The sequence below is a fragment of the Streptomyces cylindrosporus genome, from assembly GCF_022698165.1.
Taxonomy (GTDB): Bacteria; Actinomycetota; Actinomycetes; order Streptomycetales; family Streptomycetaceae; genus Streptomyces; species Streptomyces cylindrosporus.
The window spans coordinates 574,469-591,202 of sequence record NZ_JALDAY010000005.1 but is presented as its reverse complement, the minus strand read 5'-3'; the positions used below and the strand labels follow the sequence as shown (position 1 = coordinate 591,202).

The 16,734-nt window shown below is 71.0% G+C and carries 15 protein-coding genes; 6 read left to right on the top strand and 9 right to left on the bottom strand.

Annotated elements, in window-relative coordinates:
• Positions 1-63: 63 nt before the first annotated feature.
• Positions 64-915 (top strand): hypothetical protein, encoded by an 852-nt coding sequence (locus MQP27_RS19045; RefSeq protein WP_242766386.1) that lies wholly within the window; start codon positions 64-66, stop codon positions 913-915.
• 28 nt (positions 916-943) lie between these two features.
• On the opposite strand, the gene MQP27_RS19040 is transcribed toward MQP27_RS19045, so the two are convergent.
• From MQP27_RS19040 to MQP27_RS19020, 5 genes are all read right to left on the bottom strand, one after another.
• Positions 944-2,344: a cytochrome P450 family protein gene (locus MQP27_RS19040; RefSeq protein WP_242766385.1), complete on the bottom strand. Its 1,401-nt coding sequence runs from the start codon at positions 2,342-2,344 to the stop codon at positions 944-946.
• A gap of 79 nt (positions 2,345-2,423) precedes the next feature.
• Entirely contained in the window at positions 2,424-4,604 is a 2,181-nt protein-coding gene (locus MQP27_RS19035; protein WP_242766384.1) for a HelD family protein, read from the bottom strand.
• 195 nt (positions 4,605-4,799) lie between these two features.
• The gene (locus MQP27_RS19030; protein ID WP_242766383.1) at positions 4,800-5,132 is read right to left on the bottom strand and encodes a thioredoxin family protein; all 333 of its coding nucleotides are present in this window, start codon (positions 5,130-5,132) and stop codon (positions 4,800-4,802) included.
• Complete coding sequence (locus tag MQP27_RS19025; RefSeq protein WP_242766382.1) at positions 5,129-5,515, bottom strand: MerR family transcriptional regulator; 387 nt, start codon at positions 5,513-5,515, stop codon at positions 5,129-5,131. Before MQP27_RS19025 ends, MQP27_RS19030 begins: the two co-directional genes overlap by 4 nt.
• Positions 5,516-5,544: 29 nt before the next feature.
• A complete protein-coding gene (locus tag MQP27_RS19020; protein WP_242766381.1) occupies positions 5,545-6,054 on the bottom strand; it encodes an Lrp/AsnC family transcriptional regulator in 510 nt (169 codons plus the stop codon).
• Positions 6,055-6,093: 39 nt separating this feature from the next.
• Between MQP27_RS19020 and MQP27_RS19015 the strand changes: the two genes are divergently transcribed.
• On the top strand, positions 6,094-7,026 hold the full coding sequence (locus tag MQP27_RS19015; protein WP_242766380.1) for an NAD-dependent epimerase/dehydratase family protein: 933 nt from the start codon (positions 6,094-6,096) through the stop codon (positions 7,024-7,026).
• A gap of 1 nt (position 7,027) precedes the next feature.
• The gene (locus tag MQP27_RS19010; protein ID WP_242766379.1) at positions 7,028-7,915 is read left to right on the top strand and encodes an aldo/keto reductase; all 888 of its coding nucleotides are present in this window, start codon (positions 7,028-7,030) and stop codon (positions 7,913-7,915) included.
• Between the two features lie 24 nt (positions 7,916-7,939).
• On the opposite strand, the gene MQP27_RS19005 is transcribed toward MQP27_RS19010, so the two are convergent.
• Together MQP27_RS19005 and MQP27_RS19000 are read right to left on the bottom strand one after the other, a co-directional pair.
• Positions 7,940-9,520, bottom strand: coding sequence for an AAA family ATPase (locus MQP27_RS19005; RefSeq protein WP_242766378.1), 1,581 nt, complete (start codon positions 9,518-9,520; stop codon positions 7,940-7,942).
• Between the two features lie 245 nt (positions 9,521-9,765).
• Complete coding sequence (locus tag MQP27_RS19000) at positions 9,766-10,392, bottom strand: maleylpyruvate isomerase family mycothiol-dependent enzyme (RefSeq protein ID WP_242766377.1); 627 nt, start codon at positions 10,390-10,392, stop codon at positions 9,766-9,768.
• Positions 10,393-10,485: 93 nt separating this feature from the next.
• Between MQP27_RS19000 and MQP27_RS18995 the strand changes: the two genes are divergently transcribed.
• Complete coding sequence (locus tag MQP27_RS18995) at positions 10,486-10,926, top strand: MarR family winged helix-turn-helix transcriptional regulator (protein ID WP_242766376.1); 441 nt, start codon at positions 10,486-10,488, stop codon at positions 10,924-10,926.
• A gap of 17 nt (positions 10,927-10,943) precedes the next feature.
• Here the strand turns inward: MQP27_RS18995 and MQP27_RS18990 are convergent, their stop codons facing one another.
• Together MQP27_RS18990 and MQP27_RS18985 are read right to left on the bottom strand one after the other, a co-directional pair.
• Positions 10,944-11,717, bottom strand: coding sequence for a DUF2127 domain-containing protein (locus MQP27_RS18990; RefSeq protein ID WP_242766375.1), 774 nt, complete (start codon positions 11,715-11,717; stop codon positions 10,944-10,946).
• A 366-nt stretch (positions 11,718-12,083) separates the two neighbouring features.
• Positions 12,084-13,466, bottom strand: a complete 1,383-nt coding sequence (locus MQP27_RS18985) for a cation:dicarboxylate symporter family transporter (RefSeq protein ID WP_242766374.1) — start codon at positions 13,464-13,466, stop codon at positions 12,084-12,086.
• 232 nt (positions 13,467-13,698) lie between these two features.
• Between MQP27_RS18985 and MQP27_RS18980 the strand changes: the two genes are divergently transcribed.
• Both MQP27_RS18980 and MQP27_RS18975 read left to right on the top strand, forming a co-directional pair.
• Complete coding sequence (locus tag MQP27_RS18980) at positions 13,699-14,949, top strand: RNA-guided endonuclease InsQ/TnpB family protein (RefSeq protein ID WP_242766373.1); 1,251 nt, start codon at positions 13,699-13,701, stop codon at positions 14,947-14,949.
• 72 nt (positions 14,950-15,021) lie between these two features.
• Positions 15,022-16,686, top strand: a complete 1,665-nt coding sequence (locus tag MQP27_RS18975; protein WP_242766372.1) for an ATP-binding protein — start codon at positions 15,022-15,024, stop codon at positions 16,684-16,686.
• Positions 16,687-16,734 lie beyond the last annotated feature (48 nt).

The window sequence follows — 16,734 nt, the reverse complement described above, 5'->3', positions numbered from 1 at the left end:
CGCAGCCGTCGTCCTATAGTTGGCCGGGTCGACGTCTTTGGTCCACGGGGGGGATTGAGGCACTTGCGATCCGGCAGAGGAATCGCCGCCGTGCTGTGCGCGCTCGCCGTGCTGCTGCTGGGCGCGTGCGGCACGCAGGTGGCGGGGCGGGGCGCGGACGTGTCCGCGACGGCGACGGGCCCGGTCCCCTGGACCCTCGCCGAGCCCTCCCGGGTCACCGCCGCCCGGCTCGGCGCCGACCGCCGCACCGTGAGCATCGACGCCGACGTGCCCAGCGGCGAGCGTCCCTGCGTACGCGACTTCAAGGCCCGGGACACCGACGCCGAGTACGGCAGCGTGCCGGGCACCGTGCATGTGCAGGTCACCTTCGAGTCGCCGTCCGGCGACCGCCGTTCCGGCTGCACGAAGGAGCGGACGGCCACCGCCCGGCTGCGGCTGCCCGAACCGCTGGGCACACGGCAGCTGGTGATCGACGACCACACGGTCTTCACCACCGACGGCGCCGAACTGCCCGCCCTGCGCCTGTGCGGAGAGCTGGGCTGCACCCCGCCGGCCACGGGCTGCACGCCCGACTCCTATGAGCAGGCGCTGAAGGCGATCGACGCCCCCGAGCACACGTACCGGGACGCGGAGCACTGCGACGGCAAGTGGCTGGTCCTGGACTTCTCCTGGCGCACGGGCCCGGCCTGCGGCGACGACACGGCGGACCCGGCCTGCACGTCCCGCCTCGGCGACCGCTGGTTCTTCCGGGCCGAGAAGTCGGGCTGGAAGCCGATCGCACGCGGCTCGGCGGAGGGCTGCACGGACGTGCACCGCGTGGAGCCCGCCTTCCCCACCACCCTGTGCGGCCCGCTCCCGGCCCTGGCGCCGTCCCTGCACCCGACCTATTCGCCGACGGCCACCGCGACGCCCTGAGCAGCGGGCGCGTCCGGCGGCGCAGCCCTCACGTGGCCTTCTTCCCGCCGAACATGAGCCGGCGCAGGGCGGCCAGCAGCCCCCGCGCGTTGGTGTCCGTGGCGGCCTCGGGTGCCGCCGCCTCCCGCGGGCGCGGGACGGACGGTGGCGGCCCGCTCAGTTCGTAGCGCACCGGCAGCACCTTCAGCCCCCGCACCACCGGTCCCGCCCGCCACGGCAACTGGTCCGGCGGCAGGGTCAGTTCGGCCCGCCCGAAGTGCTCGAAGACCCGGCCGACGGCCGTGGCCACGATCAGGCCGCCCAACTCCCGCGCGGCACTGGGACATTGGTGCGGTCCCGCGCCCCACCCCAAATGGGCCCGCGTGCTGACCGCCGAGCCGACCATCGGTGAGGCCCCGATCGCGAGCAGGTCCTGGTGCGCCGCGGCCGCCGAGGGCGAGACCGCGTCCCCGGCCCGCACCCGGAAGTTGCCGAGCCGCACATCCCGTGCCGCGAACCGGAAGCACATGTTGGCGACCGGCGGATTCGCCAGCGCCGCCCGGTTGACGGTCTCCCCCAGCTGCCCCGCGGACAGGCTCCTGCGCACGGTCGCGTTGCCGCGCAACACCTCCAGCAGGGTGTTCATGACCATGTTGCCGGTGATGTCGTTCAGGTAGACGGCGTTCATGAACAGCTCCCGCCCGAGCTGCTCGTCGGTCAGCTTCGGATCGGTCAGCAGCATGTACGAGGTGAGGTCGTCCCCCGGCCGGGCCCGCCGGTGGGCGGCCAGCCGGGTCATCGCCGCAAGGGCCCGCCCCGTGGCCGGACCGGCGTCGGGGCCGCCGTCGAGCATCCGCCACAGGTCCATGACCAGTTCGTCGCCGAGCTCGACCGGACAGCCGAACAGCTTGGTCGTCACCATCAGCAGCAGCGGTCTGGTGTACTGCGCGCCCAGGTCCGCGAACCCGGCCGTGCCCGACTCCGCGGCGAGCACGCCGACGAGCTCGTCGGCGTAACCCGCGACCGCCGCCCGCAGCTCCCACCCCTGCGGGCTGCGCGCCTCCTGGAAGGGCCGCAGGGCCGAGTGCAGCGTGCCGCGCGCCGCCCGGTGCTCCTCCTCGTCCATGAACATCGTCTGCCGCACCTCGTACCCGGCGAGCAGCGGCCAGTCGTGCGGCAGCCGCCCCTCGGCCCGCGCCCGCCAGTAGCGGATGTCACGCCGCCACTGGCTCTCGTTCCGCAGGACCTCCAGCACCTCGCGGTAGTCGAGAACCAGCCACACGGGCACGCCCATCAGCCCGACGGGGGCGACGGGCCCGTACTGCCGCCGCAGCCGCCCGTACACCGCCCCCGGGTCGGCGTCGAACTCCGAGGTGAGCAGCGGCTGGACGGGCAGCGACTCCAGCCAGGGGCTGTCGGCCGGCTCGGCCGGGTACGGATGGGCTTCCATAACGCACACGCATACCGCACCAAGCGTGCACAAGCGGTGACCGAGGCGGGAACTGTTACGGCTTGGTGATACCAGTTGCTCAGGTGGTGACCAGTGCCTTCGGCAGCCGCCCGGTGTGCAGCACCCCCAGCCGCTGGGTGGCCCGGGTCAGTGCCACGTACAGATCGCTCGTCCCGTACAGCCCCGGTTCGACCACGAGCACGGAGTCGAATTCCAGCCCCTTGGACTGCCGGGGATCGAGGAGTACGACGGTCCGGGTCAGGTCGGGTTCGGCGCCCGCCGTCACCCCGTCCAGCCGCGCGGCGAGCCTGCGGTGCAGATGGCGCGGGGCGATGACCGCGAGCCGCCCCTCGGCGGGGGTCAGCTCCTTCACCGCCTCGGCCACCGCGCCGGGCAGGTCGTCGGTGGCGCGCACCCACGGCCGTACCCCGGTCGAGCGGACCGAGCTCGGCGGTTCGAAGCCGGGGTTCTCGGCGCGCACGACGGCCGCCGCGAGCTCCATGATCTCGGCGGGGGTGCGGTAGTTGACGCCGAGGCGGGTGTGTTCCCAGCGGTCCTGGACGTACGGCTCCAGGATGCGCTCCCACGATCCGACGCCGGCCGCCTCCGCGGTCTGGGCCGGGTCGCCGACCAGGGTCATCGAGCGGGTCGGGCTGCGGCGCATCAGCAGCCGCCAGGCCATCGGCGACAGCTCCTGCGCCTCGTCGACGATGATGTGCCCGAACGCCCAGGTGCGGTCGGCCGCGGCGCGTTCGGCGGCGCTGCGGTGGTCGTCCTCCTCGTGCCGCTCGGCGAACCGTTCGGCGTCGATGATGTCGTGCGCGGACAGGACCTCCGAGTCCTCCTCGTCCTTGTCCTCGAACTCGTAGGTCCGGGAGGCGTAGGAGACGTCCAGGACGCCCTGCGCGTACGCCACCTGCGTCTCGCGTTCCCGCTCGGCCAGCGCCCGCGCCACCCGCTCGTCCACGCCGAGCAGTTCGGCCGCCTCGTCGAGCAGGGGTACGTCCGACACGGTCCAGGCCCGGGTCACCGGGCGGCGGATGGCGGCCGCGTCCTCGTCGGGGAGGTGGCCGACGGGGTCGGCGAGGAAGTCGGCGACCAGGCGCTGCGGGGTCAGCCGCGGCCACAACTGGTCGATGGCGGCCCACACTTCGGGGTTCTCGGCGATCTCGTCGCGGATCTGCGTGATGTCGCTCTCGTCGAGGAGGCTGGAGCCGTCGTAGGGGTCGGTGCCGACGCGCTCGGCGTACAGCTCGGTGAGCGTGTTGAGGATGTGCCCCTCGAAGTGCTCGCGGGCCACGTTGTGCGGCAGCCGCGCGGCCCGGGTCTTCTCCCTGGCCACCTTCACCAGACCGTCGTCGAGCATCAGGATCTCCCGGTCGTGCTCGATCGCGATCACCGGGTCGGGCAGCGCCTGCCAGTCGCGTACGACGTCGGCGAGGACGTCCGCCATGTCGGCGCGGCCCTTCACCGCGGCCGCCGCCCGGGTGTCGGTCGCCGTCGCCCGCACCCCGGGGAACAGCTCCCCGACCGTCGCGAGCAGCACGCCGGTCTCGCCGAGGGAGGGCAGCACCTCGCCGATGTAGCCGAGGAAGGCGGGGTTGGGGCCGACGATGAGGACGGCTCGCTTGGCGAGCAGTTCCCGGTGCTCGTAGAGGAGATACGCGGCCCGGTGCAGGGCGACGGCGGTCTTGCCGGTCCCGGGGCCGCCCTCGACGACGAGCACCCCGCGGTGCGGGGCCCGGATGATCTCGTCCTGCTCTGCCTGGATGGTCTGCACGATGTCGTGCATCCGCCCGGTGCGGGCGGCGTCCAGCGCGGCCAGCAGCACCGCGTCCCCGGTCGGGTCCTCGTGGCCGGTGCGCTCCCGGTCGCCGAGGTCGAGGATCTCGTCGTGCAGGGCGGTCACCGTGCGGCCGCTGGTGGTGATGTGCCGGCGCCGCCGCAGGCCCATCGGGGTGTGGCCGGTGGCCAGGTAGAAGGGGCGGGCGACGTCCGCGCGCCAGTCGATCAGGATCGGGGTGCGCTCGGCGTCGTCCGTGCGCAGTCCGATGCGGCCGATGTGGTGGGTGTCGCCCGAGGTCAGGTCGATGCGGCCGAAGCAGAGCGAGCCGTCGACGGCGTTGAGCGCGGTGAGCAGCCCGGACCGCTCGGCGACCAGGATGTCCCGCTCCAGCCGGGCCTGCATGGGCGTGTTGCCCTGCGCCAGCGCGTCCGTGACGCCCGCCTCGGTGTCCCCGCGCAGGGCGTCCACGCGCATGTACAGAGCGTCGATGAATTGCTGCTCACGCTGCAATTCAAAATCGGAGTTTGACAATTCGACTCCCGCCCGGATATGATGCCTTCAGTGAACTTCTTTGCGACTCAATCCGATTGAAGTCGCGAATCACTCAATATACGCAAGGAAATCCCCCGGACGCAATTGCCCGGGGGATTTCCTTTGTACTGCGTGAGCTCAGAGCACGTCGGCGATCTCCTCCAGGAGCCGGCGCTTGGGCCGCGCCCCCACCATCGCCCTGACCGGCTCACCGCCCCTGAACAGCATGAACGTCGGCATCGACAACACCTTGTACGCGTTCGTCGTCTCCGGGTTGGTGTCCACGTCCAGCTGGACCACCTTGAGCCGCTCCCCCTCCTCCGCCGCGAGCGCGGTGAGCACCGGTCCCATCTGCCGGCACGGCGGGCACCAGTCGGCGGTGAATTCCACCAGCACCGGCAGCTCCGCCCCGATCACCTCCGCCTCGAAATCCGCGTCCGTCACCTCGGCAACTCCGGCCGCCTTGATCACAGTTCCTGCCCTCCCAGTTCGCACAACGGTGGTGGCTCCTCGACGGTCGACAACCGCACGCTGATCTCGGCCCGCACCGCCGTCAGCTCGCCGATCAGCTCGTCGAGCTCGGCCAGCTTGCGCCGGTAGACCGCGACCGAGGCCGGGCAGGAGTCGCCCTCGGGATGCCCGGCCCGCAGACACTCCACGAAGGGCCGGGTCTCCTCCAGGTCGAAGCCGAAGTCCTGGAGCGTCCGGATCTGCCGGAGCAGCTTCAGGTCGCTCTCGTCGTAGGTCCGGTGTCCGTTGCCGCCGCGCCGCGCGGGCAGCAGCCCGCGGGACTCGTAGTACCGCAGCGTCCGGGTCGTGGTCCCGGCCCGTGCGGCCAGCTCGCCGATTCGCATGGGTACGAACGTAAGCCTTGACGCCGACGTCAAGGCAACAGCGGTTTCCGCTCCACCGGTGAGGTGAGCACGATCGAGGTCGTCGTGCGGCCGAGGGCGGAGACCGCTTCGAGGACCTCCTCCAGGTGGACCGTGTCACGGACGGCGACCTTGAGAATCCAGCAGTCCTCGCCGACCACGTGGTGCACCTCGGTGATCTCCGGACGGGCGATCAGCTCCAGGGTGCGGGGGTGCTTCAGGCTGTAGCCGCCGTGCGGGCTGACCCGGATGAAGGCCTGGATGCCGTAGCCGAGCCGGCCCGGGACGACCTGGGCGCCGTACCCGCTGATCACGCCCGCCCCCTCCAGCCGCCGCACCCGCTCGGTGACCGCAGCCGGGCTGAGCCGCACCCGGCGCCCCAGCTCGCTCAGCTTGATGCGGCCGTCCGTCTGGAGGTGCTCCAGGATCTGCCGGTCCACCGCATCGAAGGCCACCGCGGTTTCGTTGGCGGTAGCCCGCAGATGCCGTGTTTCTTTCGGCGTGACGGCCTCGACTCCCATGGTTCCCCCTTCAGGACGGACGGATGCGCCGGGAGAATTATGGTCATGGAGAAGCGACACGGTGCAAAGGCCCGGGAGATCCTGGTCATCGGCGGGAACCGCTATTTCGGCAAGCGGCTCATCGCCCGTCTGCTGGCCGCGGGAGACCGGGTGACGGTCCTGAACCGCGGCTCGTCACCCCCGCCCGCCGGGGCCGTCCACCTTGTCGCCGACCGCGACGACGAGAGGTCCCTCACCGAGGCCCTCGGCTCACGCACCTTCGACGCCGTGGTCGACCAGGTCTGCTACACCCCGCGCCAGGCGGCCGTCGCCCGCCGGGTGTTCACCGGCCGCACCCGGCGCTATGTGATGACGTCGACGGTCGAGGTGTACGAGTACGAGGACTCGATCGCGCTCGTACGGGAGGCGGACGTCGACGCGCGCACGGTCCCGGTCGACCTGGAACTCCCCTGGGACGACCCGGAGTTCCTCGACTCCCACTACGGCGAGGGCAAGCGCCAGGCGGAGGCCGTCCTCGCGGCCGACCCCGGCTTCCCGTACACGGCGGTCCGGGTCGCCCATGTCCTGGGCGGGGACGACGACTTCACCGGGCGGCTGGCCCACTACGCCGACCGCATCCGCACCGGCGAGCCGATCGCCGTACCGGTGACGAACCACCCCGCCACCTACATCCACGTCGAGGAGATCGCCGACTTCCTGTTCTGGGCGGTCGGCGAGGACTTCACGGGCCCGGTCAACGCGGCCTCCCGCGGGCTGCTGACCACGGAGGAACTGTGCGAGGCGATCGCGGACCGGCTCCCGGCGGGCAAGGCGGTGTTCCGGCCGGTGGAGGTCGGCGAGGTCTCCCCCTTCTCCTTCACCCGCTTCCACGGCATGGACAACTCCCGCGCCGCACGGCTCGGTTTCGCCTTCGGCGACGTACGGCAGTGGCTGCCGCGCGCGGTCGCCGAGACGCTCGGGGAGGGCGACTGACATGCGGTACCGCACACTTGGCGGTCTCCGGGTGAGCGCGATCGGCCTGGGCGCGATGCCCCTGTCCATCGAGGGCCGCCCGGACGAGACCCGCGCCCTCGCGACCGTCCACGCGGCGCTCGACGCGGGCGTGACGCTGCTGGACACGGCCGACTCCTACCATCTGCCCGGCGCCGAACCCGGCCACAACGAACGCCTGCTGGCCCGCGCCCTGGCGACCTACGGCGGCGACACGTCCGACGTGCTGGTCGCCACGAAGGGCGGGCGCGGCAGACCCGCCGACGGCAGCTGGAGCACCGACGGGAGCCCGCGGCACCTCAAGTCGGCGGCCGAGGCGTCCCTGAAGCGGCTCGGCGTCGAGGCGATCGGCCTCTACCAGCTGCACAAGCCGGATCCCGCCGTGCCCTTCGAGGAGTCGGTCGGCGCGCTGCGCGAGCTGGTCGACGAGGGCAAGGTCCGGCTGGCCGGCGTCTCCAACACCGACGTGGACCGGATCCGCACGGCCCGCGCCGTCCTCGGCGACCGGCTGGTGTCCGTGCAGAACCGGTACTCGCCGGCCGTGCGGGACAGCGAGGCCGAGCTGCGGCTGTGCGCGGAGCTCGGCCTCGCTTTCCTGCCGTGGAGCCCGCTCGGCGGCATCTCCCGCAGCTCCCTGGACGGGCCCTCGCGGGTGCCGGGCGAGGCGCGCCTCGGCGCCTTCCGTGCCGTGGCCGCCGAGCGCGGAGTCAGTCCCCAACAGGTCGCCCTGGCCTGGCTGTTGGCGCGGTCGCCGGTCGTCGTACCGATTCCGGGGGCGAGCCGGCCGGAGACGGTACGGGACTCGGCGGCCGCGGCGGAACTCGTGCTGGGCGCCGAGGAGTCGGCGCGGCTGGACGCGGCGGTTCAGTGAGCCGGCGCGGCTGGACGCGGCGGTTCAGTGAGCGCGGGGCGCCCGGCCGGGGCGCGGCCCCAGTAGCCACTCCCCCGAGGGCGGCCCGCCGTGGACGTCGTCCTCGTCGCCCTCGTCGTCCTCGTCCTCCAGCCACTCCTCGTTCCCGTCCCGCACCCCGAGCAGCCTGCGCGTCAGCCGGTCGCGGTCGGACAGCAGTTCGTCGAGGGCCTCACGGAGGTCGGACGCCTCGGTGCGGTCGGACTCGCGCTCGGCCGCGATCAGCACGGCCCGGCGGACCAGTTCCTTGGTGAAGGAGGCCGTCGTGCCCTCGGTGCGGGTCACCACCTCCCGCGCGATGTCCTCGCCGAGGTCCAGGTTCGTGCCGTACAGGGCGAGCAGGGCGGCGCGGCCCTCCGCGTCCGGGAGCGGGATCTCGACGGCGAGGTCGACGCGGCCGGGGCGCTGGACGAGGGCCGGTTCGAGGAGGTCGGCGCGATTGGTGGTGAGGAGGAAGGCCACGTCGGCGTCGTCGCCGAGGCCGTCCATCTCGTTCAGCACCTGGAAGAGCAGGGGCTGTTCGCCGTTGCCGTAGTCGCGGGCCTCGGCGATCAGGTCGCAGTCCTCCAGGACGACCAGGGCGGGCTGGAGCATACGGGCCAGCGCGCAGGCCGGGCCGATGGCGTCGATGCTCTCGCCGGAGAGGATGACGACGGTGAACTGCGGGAGGTGGGAGAGGAGATAGCGGATCGTGTGGGTCTTGCCGGTGCCGGGCGGGCCGTAGAGGAGAAGACCGCGGCGCAGGTGCTGGCCGGCGGCGCGCAGCTGCTCACGGCGCCGCGCAACGCCGACGACCTGCCGTTCCACGCGGTCGAGGAGCCCGGCGGGCAGCACGATGTCGTCGCGGGTCAGACCGGGCCGGCGATGGAAGCGGAACGGGCCCAGCCCGTGCCCGAACTGGGAGCCCTCGAAGGAGAGCACCTGCCCCCGGAAGACGTTGTGCTCCCGCACCAGCGCGTCGATCTCGGCGAGCAGCCGGTCCCCGAACTCCTTGTCGGCGGCGAGGACTTCGAGCTCCACCTTGTTGCGCCCGTACTCGTCGGCCGGGCCACGCAGCAGTACGGCGAAGCGCTCGTCGCCCTCCGCGCCGAGGTAGAACCCGCAGGAGACGCAGGCCAGTTCCTCGTCCGGGGAGACCGGCATGTGCGCGTAGTCGACGGCGCCGACGACGAAGCGGTCGTAGCGGTCGGCGGCCTCGATGATGTCGCCGAGGGTGAGTTCGCCGTGGTGCTGGGCGCCGCGCATGCCGATCAGCTCGTGGCTGCGGCCGTCGGCGGCGAACCAGCGCTCCAGGGCGAGATGGACGTTGGGCAGGTCGTAGGGCGCGTAGGCGGCCTTGACCACCGGGCGGTCCGTGGGCGCCGAGCCCAGGTGCTCGCGCAGCCGCTTCGCCAGATCACGGCTGCCGTCGACGTCACCGCGCTTCGGGCGGGCGACCGCCATCAGGAACTCGTAGAACAGCTCGTTGATCCGCTCCAGCGGAAGCCCGGAAGGCTCCCGGTCCGCGCCGTACTTCCGCTCGTACTCGTCCGTGCTGAGAATCTCCACGTCGCCGGGTTCCCCCATGTACGCCTCCGCGTGTTCGGTCGTGCGTCCCCCGAGCCTCTCCAGCCTGGGGCCCGACCGGCATACGGGTCAAAGCATTTGGGGCAAGTGCCCCCATACGGCCCGTGGGTGCGCTAGGGACTGTCCGGCGACTCATGCCGCGAACGCGGGCCGATCCGCCGGAGGCCCGAGAAGCGGCGGGCCCGGGATCAGGCCCGCCGCTTCTACTCCCCCGCTCCCCCGTGCCCCCGTGGCCTACGGGCGCCTCACTGCTCGGCGCCGGCCCGCTCGAACCACACCCGGGCCGCCTCCGGGCGCCCGGTGAGCAGCAGGAGCAGGGCCGCGATCGGGCCGCGGACCTCCTCGCCCGCGCCGCGCGACCAGTCGATGTCGGTGGCGACCAGCCGGGAGCTGGGCAGCGGCCAGGGCCGGGGCGGGATCCGCATGGTCCACACCCGGTCGGCGGCGTCACGCGCGCCCTCCGGCGGCACCTCGCGCGTCCGGCCGAGGGCGAGGGCGATGTCCTGGCCGTGCACGAGGACGTCGAGCAGCGATTCGCGGGGCGTGGTCATGACCGCCGTACGCCGGGAGCCGACGATGGAGCGGAGGTTGGCGACGATGTCCGCCACCGGCAGCCGCGCCTCCCGCAGCGCCGAGTCGTGGATCATCCGGTCGAAGTTCCCGCGGGCGCGGGCGGCCTCACGCAGCACGGCCGTCAGCGGATAGCGCGCCCCGATGGTCAGATGCGCGGCGACGTCCCGCACCCGCCAGTCCCCGCACCCGGTCGGCGTCTCCCACTCCTCGGGGCTCAGCCCCTCCAGCAGATCGGCCAGGCTCGCCCGCTCGCGGTCGACGATCCGCCAGAGCTCGCCCGTCTCCAACACCGCACCCATGGGATCACCGCCACGGTCAAGTGGTAAGCTTCTCTGACCAAAGTAGTCAGAGAATCTGACCAAAGTCAAGGCAGGCGGAGGGGGCGCGGAACGATGGCGGCGGAGAGCGAGCTCAACACGGGCGTGCTTCTGTTCCTCCCCTACCGGGCCCTGGAGAACCGGATCTTCGCCGTGCTCGCCGAGTCCGGGCACGAGGACGTCACCCCTGCTCAGGCCCGGGTGCTCCAGCGCGTCGGGCCGGACGGCACACGGCTGACCGAGCTGGCCGAGCAGGCCCAGATCACCAAGCAGACCGCGGGCTTCCTGGTCGACCAGCTGGAGAAGGCCGGCTATGTACGCCGGGAGCCGGACCCGAGCGACAGACGGGCCCGGCTCGTGTGCCTGGCGGAGAAGGCGCTGGCGGCGAAGGAGATCGCCGACGGGGTGGTGGCCGAGGTGGAGAAGGAGTGGGAGGAGCACCTCGGCAGGCGCCGGATGAAGCAGCTGCGGGAGGCGCTGACGGCGCTGCGGGAGATCACCGACCCGTGGGCCTAGGGCAGCCCTGGACAGCCCTAGGCAGCCCCGGCCGGCACCCCCGCGCTCTCCTCGACCTCCATCAGGGAGGCGCTCTCCCGTTCCTCCTCGAACGCCTTGCGCCCGCCCCGCAGCCCGAACAGCCGCTTGGCGAGGGCGATGTAGAGCACGGCGAGGATGTTGAGGAGCAGGGTGGCGATCTTCAAGTAGCTGACGTGCTCGGTGAGTTCGTAGATCTCCAGCGGCAGGAAGGCGGCGGTGGCGACCACCGTCAGATACTCCGCCCAGCGCTTGGCGTACCAGAGTCCGACCGCCTCGACGAGCTCGATCAGCGCGTAGACGAGGAGCAGTACGGCCACCAGCATCAGCGTGGAGTGCTTGTAGCCGAAGGTCTTCTGGATGGTGCCGACGACCGGCGAGTGGTCGAGGTCGTAGTGGAAGTGCTTGAAGACGGGCCGGAAGACGTCGAGGTACTCGTCGAACAGCCGCCGCACCGAGTCCTGGCTGTTGCTGAACTTCCACACCGCCAGCGCCACCAGCACGATGAACACCCCGCGCACGGCCCGCTCGATCGCCAGGAAGCGCAGGATGAACAGATCCCGCAGCACCTTGCCGCGCGGCACGAGGGGCGCGTGGTCGGCCGGTCCCGAGCCGTGCGGCTCGCCGAGCACGAAGTCGCCGCAGCGCAGACAGCGCCAGGCGCCGCCGAGCGCGGTCTCCGCGTGCAGCCGCGCGCGCAGGCCGTCCTCGTCCGGCGCATAGGTGACATGGCCCTTACGGGCGCAGGTCCGCCGGTCCCAGTCGATCTTCATCCCCCGTGCCTCCCAACGTGTGCGCGGCCGTCCCGCACCGGTCGATCCGGCACGGCACGGTAGTGCATCGGGGTGTGAGACGACGGCCGGGGGCCTTCAGTTCGCCGCCGCACCCACGAGTTCCCGCACCGACCCGCTCCACTCCTCGGCCTCACTCTTCCGTCACGACGCCCCGCTCGCGCGGCAGCAGCTTCACCACGGTGACGGTGCCGACGCCCGGCTCGGGCTCCGGGAAGGCGCGCGTGATGTACGACGAAGCCGAGCGGTCGGGTCCACGGGGGGAGGGACCGACCGCTCGGCGTTCTCGGCCGGGCGACTGACGACGGGGGAGTGTTCAGTCGCCCGGAGTTGGGGGCGTTCAGGGGGTTACGCCTTTGCGAGTTCCTTCTCGCCGCCCTGCTCGGGGATCTCGGCCTGCGGCTGTACGTCCTCGTCGAGGAGGGTCGTCTCGTCGAAGGGCAGGCCGCCCGCGAGGACCTGCCGGACGCGGTCCTTGTCGATCTCCTTGGTCCAGGTGCCGACCAGCACCGTGGCGACGGCGTTGCCCGCGAAGTTGGTCAGGGCGCGGGCCTCGCTCATGAAGCGGTCGATGCCGACGATCAGGCCGACGCCGTCCACAAGGGCGGGCTTGTGCGACTGCAGACCACCGGCCAGGGTCGCGAGCCCGGCACCGCTGACGCCCGCCGCGCCCTTGGAGGCGAGGAGCAGGAAGAGCAGCAGGGGGATCTGCTCACCGATCGACATCGGCGTACCGAGGGCGTCGGCGATGTAGAGGGACGCCATGGTCATGTAGATCATGGTGCCGTCGAGGTTGAAGGAGTAGCCGGTCGGGACGGTGATGCCGACGACGGACTTGCTGACACCCAGGTGCTCCATCTTCGCGATGAGCCGCGGCAGCGCGGACTCGGAGGAGGAGGTGGACAGGATCAGCAGGAACTCGCGGGCCAGGTACTTGAAGAGCGTGAAGATGTTCAGCCCCGCGACCGTCCGCAGCAGCACGCCGAGCACGACGAAGACGAAGAGGACACAGGTCACGTAGAAGCCGAGCATCAGGATCGCGAGGCTCTTCAGCGCGTCGAGGCCGGCGGAACCGACCACGGCGGCGATGGCGCCGAAGGCACCGATCGGGGCGGCCCACATCACCATGCCCAGGATGCGGAAGACGAGCCGCTGGATGTGGTCGACACCACGCAGGATCGGCTGCCCGGCGGAGCCCATGGCCTGCAGCGCGAAGCCGGCGAGCAGCGCGATGAGGAGGGTCTGCAGGATCTGGCCCTCGGTGAAGGCGGAGACGAAGGTGACCGGGATGATCGACAGGACGAAGTCGACGGGCGGCAGCGCGTCGGCGGACACCTGGTCGTGGCCGGAGGCCTTGATCGCGTTGGTGATGTGCAGCCCGTCGCCCGGGTGCAGGATGTTGCCGACGACGAGACCGATGGTCAGCGCGACCAGCGACATCACCAGGAAGTAGCCGAGCGCGATACCGCCCACGGCGCCGACCTTGGCGGCCTTGCGCACCGAACCGATGCCGAGCACGATCGTGCAGAAGATGATCGGCGAGATCATCATCTTGATCAGGTTCACGAAACCGGTACCGAGCGGCTTGAGCTCCACGCCGGCGTCCGGCCAGATGAGCCCCACGGCGATACCGAGGGCCACCGCGGCGATGACGGCGATGTACAGGTAATGGGTGCGGTCCCGCTTGCGAGCGGGTGCGGCAGGTGCCGTATCGGGGGTGCTGGCGGCCACGGCTGCCCTCCTTGACGTCTTCGTCGGCATCACCGGCGTGCGGCTCACGTCCGGATGGAGATGGGGATGGGGACGGGGAAGGGAGGAGACGGAAGGGGAAGCCCTGGCCGGAACCAGGTGTACAGCTCCCGTTCATTCCTCGATGCGGTGACTATGTCGTGCCGTGTGAGGGCGGTCACCCTTCCGTTCATTAAGTTCAACGGCTCACACACTGACCTGTTACCTTCTAAGCATGCCCCACTCCGTGAAGCGCGCCTTCAAGTACCGCTTCTATCCGAATGACGTCCAGGCAGCCGAGCTGACGCGTACGTTCGGCTGCGTGCGGGTGGTCTACAACCTGGCCCTGCAGGCCCGCACGACGGCCTGGTACACGGAGCGGCGCAGGATCAACTACGTCCAAACATCGGCGCTACTGACGGAGTGGAAAAGGACCGAGGAGTACGCCTACCTGACCGATGTCTCGTCGGTCCCGCTGCAACAAGCCCTGCGACACCTGCAGGGCGCCTTCGTCAACTTCTTCGAGAAGCGCTGTGGCTATCCTCGATTCAAGTCTCGCAAGAGGTCCCGCGACAGCGCCGAATACACTCGCTCGGCATTCACCTATCGCGACGGTCGACTGACCCTGGCGAAGATGCGGGAGCCACTGGACATCGTGTGGTCCAGGCCGCTCCCCGAGGGACAGATCCCATCAACGGTAACGGTGTCGCAGGACAGTGCGGGTCGCTGGTTCGTATCGATGCTGTGCGAGGACGCTTCGGTGCGGGCTCTCCCGAACACTGCATCCACAGTGGGCATCGACGCAGGTATCACCGCTCTGGTGACCCTGTCGACCGGAGAAAAAGTCACCAATCCGAAGTTCGAGAAGAAGGATCGGGCGAAGCTCGCTCGTGCCCGACACGAGCTGTCCCGCAAGGAGAAGGGCTCAAGGAATCGCGACAAGGCCCGCATCCGCGTCGCCCGTATCCACGCCCGGATCGCCGATCGACGCCGGGACTTCCTGCACAAGCTGTCCACACATCTCGTTCGTGAGAACCAAACGATCGTGATCGAGGACCTCGCCGTCCGGAGCATGCTGAAGAACCGCAGACTCAGTCGCGCGATCTCCGACGCGTCATGGGCTGAGCTTCGCTCCATGCTGGAGTACAAGGCCGAGTGGCACGGCCGCGAACTGATCGCGATCGACCGCTGGTACCCGTCGAGCAGAACCTGCTCGGCCTGCGGCCACTTGGTCGCGAAACTGCCGTTGAGCATCCGGGAATGGACCTGTGCCGCATGCGGCACGACCCACGACCGGGACGAGAACGCGGCGAAGAACGTTCTGGCCGCCGGGCTGGCGGTGTCGGCCTGTGGAGCCGGCGTAAGACCTCAACGGAGATCCTCCGGGCGGGCGGCCGGTGCTGAAGCAGGAAAGCCTCGAAGGAGCGCCGGACAGCGGCGCAGAGTCGAAGCATCCCCCTCTTCGGAGCGGGAAGAGGCCAATTAGTTCACGCTTGGCCCGTCGGTCGGTGGTGATTGGAAAGACCGGTGCCGACCAAGCGCGAGGCACACTGAACCCATGCGCATCCCCGCCCCGAGACCCCGCAGCCTGGCCGGCCAGCTCTTCGCCATGCAGGCCGTGCTGATAGCGGTGCTCGTGGCTGGATACGCACTGTTCACGTACGTCACCGACGGCCGCCAGGCCGAGGAGGCGGCGGGCCGCCAGGCGACGGCGGTGGCCCGCGCGGTAGCGGACGCGCCGTCGGTGCACGCGGCGATCGACACGCCGAACCCCACGGCGGAACTCCAGCCGTACGCGCTGCGCGTGATGGCGGACACGGACGTCGACTTCGTCACGATCATGAACCCGAAGGGCATCCGCTGGACCCACCCCGACAAGAACCAGATAGGCAAGCACTTCCTGGGCAACACCGAGCGGGCCCTGAAGGGCGAGACCTTCACGGAGACGTACACCGGCACGCTCGGCGCGTCGGTCCGGGCGGTGACTCCGATCGAGGACTCCCACCAGCACGTCATCGGCATGGTCAGCGCGGGCATCAAGGTGGAGGCGATCAGCAAGCGGGTGCGGGGCCAGCTGACGGCCCTGCTCGGCGTGGCGGTCGGGGCGCTGGCCCTCGGGGCGATCGGCACGTACGTCATCAACGCCCGCCTGCGCCGCCACACCCACGGCATGAACGCGGCCGAGCTCAGCCACATGCACGACTACCACGAGGCCACGCTGCACGCGGTGCGCGAGGGGCTGCTGATGCTGGACGGGCAGTACCGGGTGGCGCTGATCAACGACGGCGGCCGGGAGCTGCTGAGTCTGACGGGTGACGTGGTGGGGAAGTCGGTGGCGGAGCTAGGCCTCCCGGCCCCCCTGACGGGTGCGCTGCTGGCGTCGGAGCCGCGGGTGGACGAGGTGCACCTGACGGCGGACCGGGTGCTGGTGGTGAACACGTCGCCGGTGTCGGGCGGAGAGCGGCGCGGGACGGTCGTAACGCTCCGGGATGTCACCGAACTCCAGTCCCTGATGGGCGAGTTGGACTCGGAGCGCGGGTTCACGCAGGCGCTGCGCTCGCAGGCGCACGAGGCGGCGAACCGCCTGCACACGGTGGTGTCCCTGATCGAGCTGGGCCGGGCCGAGGAGGCGGTGGACTTCGCGACGGCGGAACTGGAGCTGGCCCAGGCGCTGACCGACCAGGTGGTGGCGGCGGTGGGAGAGCCGGTCCTCGCGGCCCTGCTCCTGGGCAAGACCGCACAGGCGAACGAACGGGGTGTGGAGCTGGTGGTCTCGGAGGACAGCCGCCTGGACGACGGCCTGCTGCCCGAGAGTCTCCCCGCCCGTGACCTGGTCACCATCCTCGGGAACCTGATCGACAACGCGGTGGACGCGGCGCAGGGGAGTGTGGGGGCGCGGGTGACGGTGACGGCGTACGCGGAGGCGAAGGAGGACGCCGAAGCGAAGGAGGACGCCGAAGGGGACGGTCTCTTCCTGCGGGTCGCGGACACGGGCGCCGGTGTCGACCCGGCCCACGCGGACCTGGTCTTCCAGCGGGGCTTCACGACGAAGCCGGCGGGGCCGGGTGGGCGGGGGCTCGGCCTGGCCCTGGTACGGCAGGCGGTGCAGCGCCACGAGGGGACGCTGTCCGTGGCGGAGGCGGACGGGGGCGGGGCGGAGTTCGTGGTGTGGCTGCCGTTGCGTACGGCGGAGTCGGCGGCGGTGGCAGGGGGTGCGGTGTGAGTGGCGTGGGTGGAGTGAGTGGTGCCAGTGGCGCGGGTGGAGTGAGTG